Genomic DNA, 15,645 nt, shown 5'->3' on the forward strand with positions numbered 1-15,645 from the left:
CTTTCGCCGGAGCGCAAGCCGCTTGTCCAGCCCCAGAGCCTTTATCATTCACATTATAAATCAACGTCTTATACCGATTTAGAACGCTGGCACGGCACTCGCATAGTGAAGGCTGGATCGTCGTCATGGGAGTGGCGAGCGGTCCAGTGAAGACCTCAGCGGGGAGCAGAGGATGCCGAGCCTACCTTCGATCCGATTCTGTCAGACGGCCTGTACGGTGCTGCTCGTGCTGCTCGTGCAGGCGGTGTCGGCACATGCGACGTCGCGGATCAAGGATCTCGCCAATATCGAAGGCGTCCGGCAGAACCAGCTGATCGGCTACGGCCTCGTGGTCGGCCTCAACGGCACCGGCGACACCCTCAACAACATCCCGTTCACCCGCCAGTCGCTGCAGGCGATGCTGGAACGCATGGGCGTCAACATTCGTGGCCAGACGCTGCGCACCGGCAACGTGGCCGCCGTCATGGTGACCGGCAACCTGCCCGCCTTCGGCACCCAGGGCACCCGCATGGACGTCACCGTCTCGGCGCTTGGCGATGCCAAGAACCTGACCGGCGGCACCCTGCTGGTCACCCCCCTGCTCGGCGCCGACGGCAACGTCTACGCCGTCGCCCAGGGCTCCCTCGCCATCAATGGCTTTGCCGCCGAAGGCGCTGCCGCCAGCATCACCCGCGGCGTGCCGACCGTTGGCCGCATCGCCAATGGCGCCATCATCGAGCGCGAGATCGAATTCGCGCTGAACCGCCTGCCCAATGTGCGCCTCGCTTTGCGCAACCCCGACTTCACCACGGCCAAGCGCATTGCCGCCGCCGTCAACGACTTCCTGGGATCCAAGACCGCCGAACCGATCGATCCTTCCACCGTGCAGCTGTCGATCCCGCCGGAGTTCAAGGGCAACGTTGTCGCGCTGCTCACCGAGATCGAGCAGCTGCAGGTCGAACCGGATCTGGCCGCCAAGATCATCATCGACGAACGCTCCGGCATCATCGTGATGGGCCGCGACGTGCGCGTCGCCACCGTCGCGGTGGCGCAAGGCAATCTCACCGTGACGATTTCGGAGAGCGCCAATGTCAGCCAGCCCAATGCATTCTCCAACGGCCGCACTGTCGTCACGCCAAGCACACGTGTCGGCGTGACCGAAGACGGCAAGAAATTCGCTCTCGTGAAAGACGGCGTTTCGCTGCAGCAGCTCGTCGACGGCCTCAACGGACTCGGCATCGGCCCGCGCGACCTGATCGGCATCCTGCAGGCCATCAAGGCCGCGGGCGCCATCCAGGCCGACATCGAGGTGATGTGATGAACGTCAACACCGCTGTCGCCGCCTATCAGGCCAAACACCCGACCATCAACGGCCGCCCCGATCAGAACCTGATCGATGCGCTGCAGAAAGTATCGCCGCAAGCTCAGGCCAAGACGCGCAAGCAGTCCGAAGATTTCGAGGCGATGTTCATCAACACGATGTTCTCGCAGATGACATCGGGCATCAAGGGTGAAGGCCCGTTCGGCGATACCACCGGCACCGGCGCATGGCGCTCGATGCTGACAGACGAATATTCGAAGTCCTTCGCCAAGGCCGGCGGCGTCGGCATCTCCAACGAAGTCTTTCGTTCACTCATCATCCAGCAAGCCAATCGCGCCAGCTGATCGCAGAGGACACCGCCATGAACAATGCGCAACGCCAGCAAGCCGCCCCGATCGCCGCACCGCGTTCGGTCGCCACGCTGATGGAAGCCCGCCAGCTCGCCGACGAACTCATGAAGGTGATGAACGAGCTCCTCGCCATCATCGAACAGGAGACGGCGCTGGTCCGCAACGGCCATATCCGCGAGGCCATCAAGCTCGAAGCTCCGAAGGCGGACATTTCGCGTCGTTACATTGCGATGATCTCGCTGCTCAAGATCAGCCAGACATATCTCGCGCAGACGACGCCCGACCTGCTCTCGGCCTTGCGCAAACACCATGACGTGTTCCGCGCGATGCTGCAGGTCAATCTGACCGTGCTCGCCACCGCGCATGCAGTATCGGAAGGTATCGTCCGCGGCGTCAATGCCGAGGTTCAGAAGCGTAATATTCCGCAGACCTATACGGCGGCCGGTCGGCAGGCTCAGCCGGGCCGGGTCAACATGACGCCCATTGTCGTCAGCCGGTCACTTTGATCGTATAATTGGTCATGCGACCGTGGGCGCGTTTGATGCGCCGCGGCATTGCTATCTTTTAACTTAAATTGCAGCGCGCAAGTAAGCACCGGATTCAGCCGTTCGGTGCATAATGTCGGTTGGGAACGGGTCGGGATTTATCGAATGGAGCCAGGAGGGCTGCCATGGGTGCCGACTTCAATATCAAACCGGTGGGGGCACCGGTTGCCACGCCAGTGATACGACCCGCACCAGAAGCGGTGCGTGAAGCTGTGCCTACGCAACTGCCCCCCGACAAGACCGTGTCAGCAGCGCCCCGTGTACTGCAGCCGAACATTTCTGCGGCGAACTATCAGCAGGTCGATAGCGATCGGATTTCGAAGGAAGTCATCATCGACAAGGGCGCAGGCGAGATCGTCTTCGTGTCTGTGGACAAGAAGTCCAACCAGGTGATCGACCAGTATCCTGAGGAATCGCGACTTCGTTCCCGCGCCTATCTGCGCGCCATGGACACGCTGAAGCAGGATGCAAAGTTGCTTGATCGACGTATGGAAACGGATCGCAGCGTCTAACTGCGCCGATCACGTATCGCGCGTAGCGTAGGCCGTATCAAGATAGGTGCTGCCCGTCGCGGCGTCGGTCACGACGGTCTTGATGATTGCCTTGTTGTCGCCGTTGAGCTGGAACTTGGTATCACCCACCCGGAACGCACTGTCCTTGATTAGCACCTGCTGATACTTGACGGTTCCCTCGCTCTTGTACTTCACCTGAGCACGAAAGCCGTCGACCTGCGAGATGGCTATTTCGAACTTCTTGCCGTTGGCGTATTTGCCTTCCCAGCTACCCTTATAGGTTTCGGGATCCACCGCCACATACTTACCTGCCGTGACCGGCACGGTGGTCTTGTAAGCCGTCGAAAGAATGCTCAGAACGTCTGCCATCTCAGCCCCGTCGCGCGCGGTTTCGAATCGCCCGCTGATCCGGCGCTATTAGGCATCGCCGATCATTAAGCTATCGTTACGGATTTCAGGGAGGCTCACGGACGCCCGGACAGACCTGCGGCGATATTGCGATTGATATCGATCAGCGACTGCAGATGTTCGACCTGGCGAACATGCTGCAAGGCGGTGCACTGCGTCAGCACGAAGATGCCGATATTGGCGATATTCTGGCGAATCTCAATCGATTCCGGATTCTGGTCATTGATGGCATCGCCAACGAAGATCGACCAGAGCTTGCGATTGAACAGAAGAGCTTCGTCGAGACCAGCATCGGTATGGTCCCAGTTTGCCACAACGTCCTGCAGCTTGCGCGCTGCTTTCAGAAGGGCTTGCGCTTCGATGTCTCTCGGTGTCGCCGTGGTCTGGGCAGTACGCGCGTAGGCTTGAGCACCGATCGACATTCGCTACCTCAAAAACTCTTCTTCCCGCTTGATCAGCGGACGCAATTCCTTGAGTGCTTTGTAAAGCGCGCCGCTTAAAATAAGCTTACTGACGTCCTCGATCGTCTCGCGAAAACTCGGAACCGCTTCGATCAATTCCTTGATGAAGCCGAGATATAGCTCCTGATAGGCCGGGATATCGTTCTCCAGATACATCATCTGCACGCAGAGATAGACTCGTTTGACCGGCGTCGTTGCAGTCTCCGCCGTGAGGATGTCCTTTTCACGCATGATCGGCGCATCGCCATCAATCAGGAACGCCGTGCGCGTATCGGAATTGGTGATCACGCTCTGACCGATGATGATTCGCTCACCCGGCTTCAGTTCGACTCGCAAAGGCATTCAGCTCTCCTTCCCCGCAGCGGCCGTGAGGCCACATGCAAAGCCAACGGTATCTGGTGCCACATTTCGGGCGGGCATGACTATCCAGGAACCCTGAAAATACGCCTGCGATTCGAATAATACCAGCGTTCAGCGACCGGCGTCTTCAGTCTGGGGAAAGCCAGGATGCCGGGCGACGCGCCGCTGACTACCCCGACCAACGAAAAACGGCGGGATTTCTCCCGCCGTTCGGTAATCTTGGTGCGACCGCCAGACTTACTGGAGCAGCTTGAGCACGCTCTGCTGCGACTGGTTGGCCAGCGCCAGCGCGGACACCGCGATCGACTGCCGGGTCGACAGTGCCTGGCTGTTCGCGGCTTCCTCATTGGTGTCGGCCAGCGTCAGGTTGGAAGATCCGGTCTGCAGCACGTTGATCAGGTTCTTGGCGAAGTCCTGACGGATCTGCACGATCGAGAGATTCGAGCCGAGCGCCGAAGCCAGCGAGCGCAACTGCGTGCTGGCCATATTGAGCTGGCTCAGTGTCTGGTTCGTCGACGCGTTGTCGATGAAGTCGCTGCCTGAAATGAGCGTCGGCAGGCCCAGACCGGCGGGCGTCAATTCCGAGCCGGTGATGTTCAGCGTCGACTTGCCGGTTTCGTTGAACACCAGCTTCAGCGTATCGCCGGCCAGCAGGTTGACGCCGTTGAAGGATGCATCCTGCGACGTCGTGGTAATCTGGGTGATGAGGTTATTGTACTGCGCAACCAAGTTGGCGCGGGTCGACTGTGACGGCAGATCGACAAGCGGCGGCGCAGCGCTGGTGAAGCTCAGCGCCGACGTCACGGTGCCGCCCATGGTGCCGCCATCGAGCACCGAGCCCATGGTCGACGACGCGTAGTCGTTGCCCGCCGCGATCACCAGCTTGCCGGTCGCATCGACCGTGGCTGCCAGATTGTTGGCGGCCAGTGCGACGTTCAGCTGCGCGAGCGTCTTGACGGTGCCGTTGGAGCCGTCGCCGAATGTAATATTGACCGGCGTGCCACCCTTGAACGACGTGAAGGTCAGCGTCGTGCCGCTGATGCCACCGGGACCTGCGGCGCGTGCCGCAGTAAACACGGTCGACGTGCCAGTGTTGCCGGCGAGGCCGAGTGCCGAGAGAGCATTGCCGCTGCCGCTGATCGACAGGTCCTGGATCGTGCCGGTGCTGATCTTGAACGTGCCGTTGGCGGCAACGGTCGATGCGGTAGAACCCTGCGTGGTGGTCAGAGCGGCGACGCCAGTCGCGGCGTTATTGACCGCAGTCTGCACGCCGGTAGCGAGATCAATGGCCGTGAGAACGTCGGAGATCTTGCCGCCCTGGAGATAGACCGTCGTGTTGCCACTACCGTCCGTGACGAGGTTGGAGCCGACCGGCGAGCCGGAGCCGGCCGGGATGTTGGCCGCTGCCGGAACGGACGCATCCTTGAACGTGATGGTCTTGCCATTGACGTAAAGTGTCGAGCCGCTCTGGATCAGATTTCCGATGGTGCCCGGAGCCGTCGTGCGCGATTGCGAGACGGAAACCGTTCCGGCGCCGACCGATGTCGTCAGGCCGAGCTGCTTCAGCAAATCCGCCTTTCCACTGATGTTGAGATCCGAACCCGTGGACGTCGACAGCGTGAGGACGCCGGCGGCAATCGATGCGACGGTGCCGGACGACGCTGAAGCCGTCGCGACGCCGTTGGAAATGACGGCTTTCTGCACACCGCTAGCGAGATCAATGGCCTTGGTCAGGTCGGCCACGCTACCGGTCGGGGCGCCCGCCGTACCGAGATAGACCGTAGAGTTGCCGTTGCCATCGGTAACCACGTTAGTATTGACGCTATCGACGCCAAGCCCCACGGGAGCGGTGGCCGCGGTAGGTGCCGGCCCGGTTCGGAAGGTGATCGTCTTGCCGTTCACCATCATGGTGTCGCCGTCGTTCGGCTGTGCCGTGGCGCCGATGGTCGCCGCGCCGGCAGGCGTACCGATCAGTTTCAACGTGCCGGACAGCGACGCCGCAGTACCGGCGCCGTCAGGCGCGGCCGTACCGATCAGCGATGCCGCCACGCCGCCCAGCGTGGTGCCTCCAGTGACCGGCGTCGTACCGCCGGCCGTGCCGTTATACACCGCGTTGCTGGTAGCCGTCGCGCTGGCGAAAGTCTGGGTGCCGCGCAGATCGTCCGGTGTTGCGCCCGCGATGGTGGTGGAGACGTTCGACTTGGTTGAATAGCCCACGGGGGTCTGCAGCGCCTGATTCGCGAGCGACTTCGCGGTATCCACGAGCTTCTGCAGCGAGGTGATGCCGGTATTGGCCGCCTGCAGGATCTGCACGCCGTTGCCGATGCCGTCGAGAAGATTATTGATGTCACTGGCGCGGCTATCGAGGCCTGCAGCCGTGAAGAAGTTGGTCGGGTTGTCGAGGGCCGTATTGACCTTCTTGCCGCTCGCCAACCGGTTCTGGGTGGTCGACAACAGATCAGCGGTGGATTGCAGCGAAAGCAGATTCTGACGAACTGACGCCGAGAGAACGACTGACATGTTGTAACCTTCCTGTTCCCCGCGCATGCCGACCTTCGGGTCGCATTGCGCATGGTACGTCTGGGACGAGACTCGGTCTCGCCGCGACGCTGCCGGTGAAGTTTGACGCCCTTCTGGAAGAGGAATCTCGGCCCGCCTGATGGCGATCCCGGATTAAACGCGGTCGATTCTCGACCTACCTGCTTCCTACACGGGCCGAATATGACCGACGACCATTTAAGATATGGTTAACAGCGGATTAAGGCTTTCGTAAAACTGTCCCAAAATGGCAAAGGCCCGAAAAGCGTAAGCTTTTCGGGCCTTTGAGCAGCGATTATGACAACGAAAAACGGCGGGGCTTTCTGCCCCGCCGCCTGGTTTTCGTATGATCAGTGCGCCGTTATTAACGGAGCAGCTGGAGAACGCCCTGCTGCGACTGGTTAGCCAGCGACAGCGCGGAGACGGCGATCGACTGGCGGGTCGACAGCGCCTGGCTGTTTGCCGCTTCCTCGTTCGTGTCGGCCAGGGTCAGGTTCGACGCACCGGTCTGCAGCACGTTGATCAGGTTCTTCGAGAAGTCCTGACGGGTCTGCACGATCGAGAGGTTCGAACCGAAAGCCGAAGCCTGGGCACGCAGCGAGCTCGACGCGACGTTCAGGGTGGAGAGCACCTTGTTGGTCGCAGCGTTGTCCAGGAAGTCCGTTCCCGAGGTCAGGTTGGACAGGCCGAGGCCGGCCGGTCCGAAGTCGACGCCGGTGATGTTCAGCGTGGACTTGCCGGTTTCGTTGAACGTCAGCTTCAGCGTATCGCCGCCGAGCAAGTTGACGCCGTTGAACGACGCGTCCTGAGCGGTGGTGGCAATCTGGGTCAAGATGCCGTTGAACTGGTTCACGAAGTTGGCGCGAGTTGCCTGGGCAGTCGCGTCTGCAACCGGAGCTGTTGCGGTCGAGAACGACAGCAGGGTGGTTGCCGTGCCGGCAATGACACCGCCGGCCGTACCGCCCAGCGTCGACGAAGCGTAGTCGTTGCTCGCCGAGATGGTCAGCTTGCCCGAAGCGTCGATCGTCGCCGTCTGGTTGTTCGCCTGCAGCTTGGTGTTCAGCTGGTCGAGCGTCTTGACCGTGCCGTTGGTGCCGTCGCCGAAGGTGACGTCAACCGCGGTACCGCCGTTGAACGACGTGAAGCTCAGCGTCTTGCCGTCCACGCTGCCCGGGGTCGAACCACGGTTAGCCGTGAAGTTCAGCGCGCTGCCGGTGTTGCCACCGAGACCGAGTGCCTTCAGAGCGTTGCCGGTGCCGGAGATGCTGAGGTCGGACGTGATACCCGTGCTCAGCTTCAGCGTACCATCAGCGCCGATCGACGAGTTCGTCGTGCCGGCCGTTGTCGCGAGGGTAGCACCGCCCGCAGCAAGCGTTGCAGTCTGAGTGCCGGTGGCGAGGTCGACAGCCTTCAGGATGTCCGCAACAGTCGCGTCACCCAGATAAACAGTCGAGTTGCCCTTGCCGTCGGTTTCCAGCTTGCCGGACACGCCGGTGTGGGTTGCCGAAGCTGTCGGAGCATTGCCGGCCGCAAACGTGATGGTCTTGCCGTTCACGTTCAAGGTCGAACCAGCTTCGATCAGCGTGCCGAGCGTAGCAGCCGAGGTCGAGCGATAGGCCGTAACAGACGCATTGCCCGAACCGCTCGAAGAGGTCAGACCGAGCGACTTCAGCAGGTCGGCCTTGCCGTCGATCTGCAGGTTGGCGCCGGTGGTCGTCGTCAGAGCGATCGAACCACCAGTGATGGTCGCAGCCGCGCCGCTCAAAGTCGCAACACCGTTGGCAACCGAGCTAACGGTACGAACACCGCTCGCAAGGTCGATAGCGTTGGTGACATCGGCCACGTTCGTCGTGGCGTTCAGGAGGACGGTCTGGTTGCCCGAACCATCGGTTACCGTGTTGCCACTATAGCTAGATCCGGTCGGGATCGTGCCGGCGGTCGGGGCCGCGCCCGTCTTGAAGGTGATGGACTTGCCATTCACTGTCAGAACGTCGCCGTCCTTGAACGCCGAAGCGGTTGCGTCAGCCGCGAGAGCACCGGTCGCTCCGTAGAGCAGTGTAGCGCCGGTGATGTTCGCCGGGGTACCCGCGTTGTCCTGGACAACCGAGCCGTTGAACGTACCAGCCACGCCACCGAGCGTGTCGGCGACCGTCGCAACAGTCGTGCCGCCAGCGGTACCGTCGACCAGCACGTTGCTGGAAGCAACAGCGTTGCTGAACGAGGCCGTGCCACGGAGATCAGACGCAGTCGCGCCGGTGATCGTGGTGGAGACGTTCGACTTGGTGGAGTAGCCGCCGGTGGTCTGCAGCGCCTGGTTGGCGATCGACTTCGCGGAGTCGACGAGCTTCTGCAGCGAGGTGATGCCGGTGTTGGCAGCCTGGATGATCTGGACGCCGTTGCCGATGCCATCAAGCAGGTTGTTGATGTCGCTGGCGCGGTTGTTCAGGCCCTGGGCCGTGAAGAAGTTGGTGGGATTGTCGAGCGCCGAGTTGACCTTGTTACCGGTCGAGAGGCGGTTCTGGGTGGTGGAGAGAAGGTCCGCGGTCGACTGCAGTGAGAGCAGGTTCTGACGGACGGAGGACGAGAGTGTAATGCCGGACATGTTTGGTTACCTTCCTGGTAGACACAACGAGCGACCTTCTTGGTCGACGAAGGGAAGATGACGCTGAGGTTCTAAAATTGCGTAAAGGGAATTGTGCGGATTTAGCGCTCCCTGTGCGTGTGTTTGACTACCTGCACCCGTCCCCCAAAACGACAAAGCCCGACTCGTAAAAGTCGGGCTTTGTCGTTTGTTATCAGTGCTTTTGTATCGTTGGGAGGTTGGCTTCCCGGATTTTGACGAGGCGACCAAAACCCGGCGAAGTTGTAAACACGAAGCAATTCGTTAAAGAAACTTAACCAGGCTCATCTGATAAAGATTTGACGTTGTCTGGTACGAAGCCTGCAAAGCGGTCTGCAGCGCCAGGATCTTCGTCGCGACCTCGTCGTCGTTGATGCCCTCGATGGAGTCGAGCATCGTCTGGGCCATGGCCTTGGTCTGCACCTGCCGATCCGTAGTCGATTTGATCGATGCCTGCGCGCCGGCGAAGTCGGCCTGGATGTCCTGAATCGTCTGCTGGCCGGGGATATCCGCCAGGTTCTGCGCCACGCGCTGGTTCAGCGCCGCGATCTGCGCACTGGCGTTCTTGGCATAGGTCGCATTGCCGAGTTGTGCCGGATCGACGGCCACGGCCGCGAACACGGCGACTGTCTGCAATTGCGAGCGCAGGGCCTGCTCATCGGCGCGTGCGCCATATTGCACCGTGATCGATGTATCGACCTGGGAGACTGCCGATCCGCGGGCCGAGCCGTTGGCGGCCGTGTCCTGCTCGCCCTGATACCAGATCACGGTATTGTCGGCCGTGCCGGCAACGAGCGTGGTTGCAGAGCCGAGCGGCGTCGACCCGACGCGCAGCGGCGGCTGGTCGAAGAAATTGTCGCCAGCCTCGATCGCAGAGGCCGCCACCATCGGCCCGTTGGCGAGATCCTTCATGGCTGTGCCGAGCGCGGTATTGAGGTTCGCTGCGGTTGCCGTCGATGACGGCGCCACCGGCGGAACGGCGTTCGGCTGACCGGGATCGATCAAGAACGAATTGGCTGGCAGGGGTGTCTTATCCGATGCGGTCAGGACGATGTCTTCCTTCGTGCCATCCGGCATCGTGAAGGTGAACTTGACCTGATCGCCGACATTCGGGTTGGTCGCCCCAAGATCGATCGACATCGATTTTGCCACCGGCGTTGCCGGCGGCGTCGGCGGAACGGTCGCCGGTAAATCGACGGGCTGGGTGACCGTCGCACCGGCAATCGTGGTGGACACACCGGTGACCTTCATGCCGAAGGGCTGCGCCACAGCCGGCGGTGCCGGTGTCGCGTCCTCTTCGGAGATCACCACCGAGGTCACCGGGGTTCCGACTGCGCTGCCAACGCGCCCGTTTGCGTTGACACCGAGATCGGCCGTCTTGCGCTCGGCGATCACCTGCTTGAGGCCGGCGACGAGCGCACCATTGCCGTTCATGATCTGGTCGGCGGGCGCGACCGGCGCCGTATCGGTGGCGCGGCCGGAAAACAGGTAGCGGTCACCGGACCGCGCATTCAGCATATCGACGGAATCGAAGAAGCCGAGCGAAGCCGTCTTCTGCCCCGGCGTCTGACCGGTATTGTCGAAATTGCTGCCGGCGCTGACGGCGGCGCCTTTGACATCCGATCCGATCGCCACGAGGCGCTGCAGCGACAGGTTCGCCACGCCGATGCGCGTGTTTAGATTGACGGCAGTATCGGCATAGGCCGCGACATTGCTGATCTGCGCGCGCAGCGCGATCGCGAGACTGCGACCGCTGCCCTGCCCTGCATAGGTGTTGGAAATCTTGCCGCTCGACAGCTGCTGCGTCAGCGCGTCGAGCTGATCGCGCAGATTGGTAATTCCGGATCCGATATAGGATGTGCGTGAGCCGACACCACTGATCGTCATGACTACCTCAGAATGCCTGCATCAGGGTTTTGTACAATTCGTTGACCGTCGACATCACGCGCGCATTGGCCGAATAGGCGTTCTGCAACGACAGCAGATGCGCCATCTCGTCATCCATATTCACGCCGGACGCGTCTGCCATCTTCTTGTCGAGTGTATTGAGAACGACGTTCTGGCCATCCGCGAGTTGCTTGGCGGAATCCGCCGCAGCGCCCTGTTGCCCGACGAACTGGCGCATATAGCTCGACAGCGTCCCCTTGAACGGTGCCGTATCACTGCCCGTTCCCGTCGCCGGCGAATAAGTGAAACTGGCATTGTTCAACTGGTTGAGCAGGAGGGCCGACCGCGTCGTGTCGCCTGCTGCCGTCGATCCGCTATAGACCACCAGCTTGGAGGGGTCGGCGACGATCGCATTGTTGATCGTCAGCCGGCCGGCGAGACCGGTCATCTGCGAACCGTTCTTGCTGATGCCACCGCTATAGGCGGCGCCGTTGTCAGTGAACAACGCCAGCTCCGGGCTGCCGTTGCTTAGATCAGTGGGACCTTGCGTAACCGTCACCGACGCCGCGTTGATGTTGGCGAATGCGGGATTGTTGACGACGGTAAGCGCACCGGCCGTGCCGGAGAACGTAGCCTGGCCGCCAAGCGCCGCGTTCAACTGATTCAGAACCGAGCCGAAGCCCGAAGAAAAATCGAGGCCGATGACGGTATCATTCGGATTGGTTGTTGCCGTGTTCGGCAGCGGCAGCACGCTGGGATCATCGACCCGCATGAACGAAATTTCGCGCTGCGTGTTGGTCGCCGTATCCGTATACGTGAAGTGAATGACATTGCCCGGCTTCATTTGCGATACGTCGAGCGTGAAGCCGGTCGGCGTTCCCGGCGGCAGCGTCGTCGGCGGCACCGTCGGTGCCGGGAACACGCTTCCCGCCGTCGTCTTGTCCGAGAGCGCGCTCGAGATCGATGCTGCGAACTGATCAAGCTGGTTCTGCGCCTCGACAAGCGTCTTGTCGCGAAGTTCGGTATATGCGGCGATCGTGCCCGACTTGATAGCACCGGCAGCAGTCAGGTCGATCGATCCGCCGTTCGGAAACTCGATTACCACCGAGCCGAGATTGCTCTTGCTGGGATCCGCGCTCCACGTCGTGTCGGCCGATACTGTGCCTTGGGCATTGAACGCCAGAGTCGCCGCTTCGTTGCCCACCAGCTGCACACCGGAACCGGTGAAGATGGTGACCTGGTTGGCACCATTGGTGGTGACGCGGATATCCATCAGCTGCGACAGCTGCGTGACATATTGATCGCGCTGATCGAGCAGCGCGGCGGTGTTGGAATCCGTCGATGTTCCGCCTTGCGGATTGGCCGTCAACTGATTGTTGATCTTGGCAATCTGCTTCATCAGAGTGTTGGCGGTCGTCACCGAATCCTTGATGCCGCTTTCCGCCGAGCTGCGCAGGTTCTGAATACCCTGCGTCATCGAATTCAATTGTTGCGCGAGTGTCTGCGCGGCGTTGAGCACGCCGATCCGCGCCGACTGACTGTCCGCGCTCGTTGACAGCGCCTGCACTGCTGTCGTCAGGGCATTGAAGGAATATTCGAGCGAGCCGACTGAACCAGGATCGCCATAGAGGCTCTGCATCTGCTGCAGGAAGCTCGAACGGAGCGAAGCATAGCCCGCGCCCGACGTTTCGGTGCGGAGCTGCGCCTGGATATACTGATCGAGTTCGCGATTGACGCCGACGGTGCGGACGCTGCTGCCGTTGCCGGAATTGACTGCGACCTGATCCGTCGACTTGCGAATGTAGCCAGGCGTTTCCGCATTGGCCACATTCGAGGAGACCAGCGACATCGCGGCCTGATTGGCGCGCAGGCCGGACATGGCGATGGAGAGTGCGTCGTTCAGACTCATAACTAACTGTCGCTCTCAAGGTTGACGCGGGAAGAAGGCCGCAGATGCGGCCCTCCGATTAACGCATCACGTTCAGCAGATCCTGAACCATGGTGTTGGTGGTCGTGATCACCTTGGTATTGGCCGAATAGGCCTGCTGGGTGACAATGAGCTTGGTGAATTCGTCGGCGATGTCGGTGTTCGACGACTCCAGCGACGAGCCGGAAATACTGCCACCCTTGCCGTACAGCGCTTCGCCGGATTCGTTGGTGGTCTCGAACGCACCGCCGTCGATGCGCTTGAGGAAGTTGGCGCCGTTGAAGGTGGCAATGCTGACTTCAGCAAGATCGATGTTGCGGCCGTTGGAGTAGCTGCCGACCACACGTCCTTCATTGCTGACCGATACGCTCTGCAGCTGACCCGCAGCATAGCCGTCCTGCTCGAGCTGATTGACCTGGACGTTGCCGTTGGTGTCGGCGAATTGCGTGAGACCGCCCGTGCCGAACGCCATCGTGACATTGCCAAGGCTCTTGCCGCTGACGGTCAGGCCGGTCAGCGTGATCTGGCCGACAACGGGCTGCATCTGGCCGTTCGGGCCGAACTTGAAGTCGGTGCCGACATTCTGCCAGGCAGGGCTTGCACCCGTGGCCGCTGGATCGGTCTGGTAGAACAGGTTCCAGGTATCCGTTCCGCCCTGCGTGGCGGACTCGACCTTCGCCCACCTGAATTGCAGGCTGACCGGTGCACCGTTGCCATCATAGACCGTCTTGGCGCCACCGCTGATCGATTCATCGAGGAAGGTCTGGGAGTCACTGCCGATCACGACGCCGGTGCCCGCCGTGCCGCCGCCCGAACGAAGGCCGGTAACGGTGCCGGTGAAACCCAGGGCCTGGAATGCGGCGACCGCCGTGGTCGTCGAACCTGCCGCCAGCGTAAAGTCGTTCGCCGTACCGGAGTTCAACGTGATCACGCCGGTGGCGGACACGCTCGATAGCGGCGACGCATTGCCGGTCGCGGTGTCGATGGCGGTGAGCACGTCGCCGACATCGGCCGTGTCGATAGGGATAAAGGTCGTGCCTGGCACGGCTGCAGGAGCAACGGCGCCCGTGTAGAACGAAAGCGTCTTGGTCGTGGTGACACCGGCACTGGTGGTCTTCAGCACGAGCGTATCGCCGTTGGCAAAGCCGACCGGCAGCGTATCGCTGCCGGACACCGGCGCGAGTTTGGTATTCGCCGAGATCGGCGCCGGTGTCGTCGCGAAATTGTTGCGCGCATTGCCGGGAACAGCCGTATTCCCGAAGGGCGTTGCCGCAGTGCCCAGCACGCGCGGGTTCGACACGAAGTCGGCCGATCGCAGCAGTTCGGAACCAGGCACCGACGTCTGATGCTTGGTGGTCAGCGGATAGCTGGCGAGGTTGGCGCGGTAGTCGATCTTGGTGGTGGCCTGCGACGGCAGGAAGTCATTCTGGAAGCGCAGCACTTCCGGCGTACTGCCGGCCGGGTTGCCGGTCGAGGGATCGATCTTGACGCCCTGCAGATAGTAGCCGGCGCCGTTGACGAGATAGCCGTTCTTGTCGAGCGAGAAGTCGCCGCGACGGGTATATTTGTTGACGCCGTCAAAGATCGGCGTGGAGTCGGAGACGTTGCCCGGCTTCTGCACCGCAAAGAAGCCGTCGCCGTTGATCGCCATGTAAGTCGCGACCGAAGACGACTGCACCGAACCCGCGATGGTGTTGGTGCTGCGCGATTGCGCCGTCACGCTACCGGCCACCTGTGCGGATGTGCCGGCATCGGGAATGAGGTCGAGGAAGCTGGTATCGATCCGCTTGAAGGCGGTGGTCTGCGAGTTCGCGATGTTGCCGGAAATGTTTTCCAGTGCATAGGAGTTCGCCCGCAGGCCCGCAACGGACGTGGTGAGAGCGCCGAAGATACCCATTACATCGTCTCCAACTTCGATCCGGGCGGCCCGCCGGATGGTGCCAAATTCACAGCCGCTGTCGGAGGAGATGTCGCAAGCCCCGTGCCAAGGGGATAAATTCAACAAATTCAACGCACTAAACAAAGAACCCCGGTCCATGGACCGGGGCACAATTGCCTAGCAGGGAAATAATTGCCGGATCGGCGCCTGATTTCGCCGGGTTCTGCGTAGCTGCTCAGGTCGCCGACGGCGCGGCCGGTTTGAAGATCATCGCGAAGCCATCCATGCAGTAGCGCAGGCCGGTCGGCTTCGGGCCGTCATCGAAGACGTGACCGAGATGGCCACCGCAGCGACGGCAATGGATCTCGGTGCGGACCATGCCGAGCGTCGAATCCTTGCGCTCGCCCACAGCATTCTGCAGCGGCTGCCAGAAACTCGGCCAGCCGGTGCCGCTCTCGAACTTGGTCTCCGACGAGAACAGCGGATTGTCGCAGCCGGCGCAGGCGAAGGTGCCCTTGCGCTTTTCCTTGTTCAGCGGGCTCGAATACGGCCGCTCGGTGCCTTCCTTGCGCAGGATCTCGTATTGCTGCGGCGTCAGCTGCTTGCGCCATTCCTCGTCGGTCTTCACGACTTCGAACTTCTCGTCCGAGGCAGCCCGCGCCGGCGAAGCCGTCAGCCATTTCAGCGACAGCAATCCTCCCAGGCCAGCAGCGGTCGTCAAAAGAAAGCGGCGGTCGATCATGGTTGGTCTCCCTGACAATCGAGACAATCATCTCGTTCGCTTGAAATACGGGCGGACGAGCCGGAAGTTACACGGCGGTTCCGAAATGTTACTCACGTTTTGTTGCGCGCCCAAAC

The 15,645-nt window shown here is 61.4% G+C and carries 13 protein-coding genes; 4 read left to right on the top strand and 9 right to left on the bottom strand.

Annotated features, from left to right (window positions below; genetic code table 11):
* Positions 1 to 172 precede the first annotated feature (172 nt).
* The 4 genes from flgI (at position 173) to AB7828_RS12070 (ending at position 2,707) form a co-directional block, all read left to right on the top strand.
* Entirely contained in the window at positions 173 to 1,297 is a 1,125-nt protein-coding gene (gene flgI / locus AB7828_RS12055; RefSeq protein WP_439089871.1) for a flagellar basal body P-ring protein FlgI, read from the top strand.
* A complete protein-coding gene (gene flgJ, locus AB7828_RS12060; protein WP_089265185.1) occupies positions 1,297 to 1,644 on the top strand; it encodes a flagellar assembly peptidoglycan hydrolase FlgJ in 348 nt (115 codons plus the stop codon). Before flgI ends, flgJ begins: the two co-directional genes overlap by 1 nt.
* A 17-nt stretch (positions 1,645 to 1,661) precedes the next feature.
* Positions 1,662 to 2,156: a hypothetical protein gene (locus tag AB7828_RS12065; RefSeq protein WP_439061806.1), complete on the top strand. Its 495-nt coding sequence runs from the start codon at positions 1,662 to 1,664 to the stop codon at positions 2,154 to 2,156.
* Positions 2,157 to 2,320: 164 nt separating this feature from the next.
* Positions 2,321 to 2,707: a hypothetical protein gene (locus AB7828_RS12070; RefSeq protein WP_089265187.1), complete on the top strand. Its 387-nt coding sequence runs from the start codon at positions 2,321 to 2,323 to the stop codon at positions 2,705 to 2,707.
* A gap of 9 nt (positions 2,708 to 2,716) precedes the next feature.
* Here AB7828_RS12070 and AB7828_RS12075 read toward each other — a convergent pair whose 3' ends face one another.
* From AB7828_RS12075 to msrB, 9 genes are all read right to left on the bottom strand, one after another.
* Positions 2,717 to 3,076, bottom strand: coding sequence for a hypothetical protein (locus tag AB7828_RS12075; protein WP_231079900.1), 360 nt, complete (start codon positions 3,074 to 3,076; stop codon positions 2,717 to 2,719).
* A 95-nt stretch (positions 3,077 to 3,171) separates the two neighbouring features.
* Positions 3,172 to 3,537 carry a flagellar biosynthesis regulator FlaF gene (gene flaF, locus AB7828_RS12080; protein WP_089265189.1) on the bottom strand — a complete coding sequence of 122 codons (366 nt, stop codon included), beginning with the start codon at positions 3,535 to 3,537 and terminating at the stop codon, positions 3,172 to 3,174.
* A gap of 3 nt (positions 3,538 to 3,540) precedes the next feature.
* On the bottom strand, positions 3,541 to 3,918 hold the full coding sequence (gene flbT, locus AB7828_RS12085; RefSeq protein WP_089265190.1) for a flagellar biosynthesis repressor FlbT: 378 nt from the start codon (positions 3,916 to 3,918) through the stop codon (positions 3,541 to 3,543).
* A gap of 255 nt (positions 3,919 to 4,173) precedes the next feature.
* The gene (locus tag AB7828_RS12090; protein WP_231079898.1) at positions 4,174 to 6,456 is read right to left on the bottom strand and encodes a DUF1522 domain-containing protein; all 2,283 of its coding nucleotides are present in this window, start codon (positions 6,454 to 6,456) and stop codon (positions 4,174 to 4,176) included.
* Between the two features lie 382 nt (positions 6,457 to 6,838).
* Positions 6,839 to 9,076: a DUF1522 domain-containing protein gene (locus AB7828_RS12095; RefSeq protein WP_441230249.1), complete on the bottom strand. Its 2,238-nt coding sequence runs from the start codon at positions 9,074 to 9,076 to the stop codon at positions 6,839 to 6,841.
* A gap of 282 nt (positions 9,077 to 9,358) precedes the next feature.
* Positions 9,359 to 10,981, bottom strand: a complete 1,623-nt coding sequence (locus AB7828_RS12100; protein WP_231079897.1) for a flagellar biosynthesis protein FlgL — start codon at positions 10,979 to 10,981, stop codon at positions 9,359 to 9,361.
* Between the two features lie 7 nt (positions 10,982 to 10,988).
* On the bottom strand, positions 10,989 to 12,890 hold the full coding sequence (gene flgK / locus AB7828_RS12105) for a flagellar hook-associated protein FlgK (protein WP_089265193.1): 1,902 nt from the start codon (positions 12,888 to 12,890) through the stop codon (positions 10,989 to 10,991).
* Positions 12,891 to 12,948: 58 nt separating this feature from the next.
* A complete protein-coding gene (locus AB7828_RS12110) occupies positions 12,949 to 14,805 on the bottom strand; it encodes a flagellar hook-basal body complex protein (RefSeq protein ID WP_120291384.1) in 1,857 nt (618 codons plus the stop codon).
* 217 nt (positions 14,806 to 15,022) lie between these two features.
* Complete coding sequence (msrB, locus tag AB7828_RS12115; RefSeq protein WP_231079893.1) at positions 15,023 to 15,529, bottom strand: peptide-methionine (R)-S-oxide reductase MsrB; 507 nt, start codon at positions 15,527 to 15,529, stop codon at positions 15,023 to 15,025.
* Positions 15,530 to 15,645: the final 116 nt, after the last annotated feature.

Source organism: Tardiphaga sp. 215_C5_N2_1 (genome assembly GCF_052076055.1).
In the GTDB taxonomy this organism is placed as follows: domain Bacteria; phylum Pseudomonadota; class Alphaproteobacteria; order Rhizobiales; family Xanthobacteraceae; genus Tardiphaga; species Tardiphaga robiniae.

What these genes read in the sequence shown, in the direction of transcription:
- AB7828_RS12110 (WP_120291384.1), bottom strand. Translation starts at nt 14,805, where the DNA reads ATGGGTATCTTCGGCGCTCTCACCACGTCCGTTGCGGGCCTGCGGGCG.
- AB7828_RS12090 (WP_231079898.1), bottom strand. Translation starts at nt 6,456, where the DNA reads ATGTCAGTCGTTCTCTCGGCGTCAGTTCGTCAGAATCTGCTTTCGCTG.
- AB7828_RS12100 (WP_231079897.1), bottom strand. Translation starts at nt 10,981, where the DNA reads ATGACGATCAGTGGTGTCGGCTCACGCACATCCTATATCGGATCCGGA.
- flgI (WP_439089871.1), top strand. Translation starts at nt 173, where the DNA reads ATGCCGAGCCTACCTTCGATCCGATTCTGTCAGACGGCCTGTACGGTG.
- flbT (WP_089265190.1), bottom strand. Translation starts at nt 3,918, where the DNA reads ATGCCTTTGCGAGTCGAACTGAAGCCGGGTGAGCGAATCATCATCGGT.
- AB7828_RS12095 (WP_441230249.1), bottom strand. Translation starts at nt 9,076, where the DNA reads ATGTCCGGCATTACACTCTCGTCCTCCGTCCGTCAGAACCTGCTCTCA.
- AB7828_RS12075 (WP_231079900.1), bottom strand. Translation starts at nt 3,076, where the DNA reads ATGGCAGACGTTCTGAGCATTCTTTCGACGGCTTACAAGACCACCGTG.
- msrB (WP_231079893.1), bottom strand. Translation starts at nt 15,529, where the DNA reads ATGATCGACCGCCGCTTTCTTTTGACGACCGCTGCTGGCCTGGGAGGA.
- flaF (WP_089265189.1), bottom strand. Translation starts at nt 3,537, where the DNA reads ATGTCGATCGGTGCTCAAGCCTACGCGCGTACTGCCCAGACCACGGCG.
- flgJ (WP_089265185.1), top strand. Translation starts at nt 1,297, where the DNA reads ATGAACGTCAACACCGCTGTCGCCGCCTATCAGGCCAAACACCCGACC.
- AB7828_RS12070 (WP_089265187.1), top strand. Translation starts at nt 2,321, where the DNA reads ATGGGTGCCGACTTCAATATCAAACCGGTGGGGGCACCGGTTGCCACG.
- AB7828_RS12065 (WP_439061806.1), top strand. Translation starts at nt 1,662, where the DNA reads ATGAACAATGCGCAACGCCAGCAAGCCGCCCCGATCGCCGCACCGCGT.
- flgK (WP_089265193.1), bottom strand. Translation starts at nt 12,890, where the DNA reads ATGAGTCTGAACGACGCACTCTCCATCGCCATGTCCGGCCTGCGCGCC.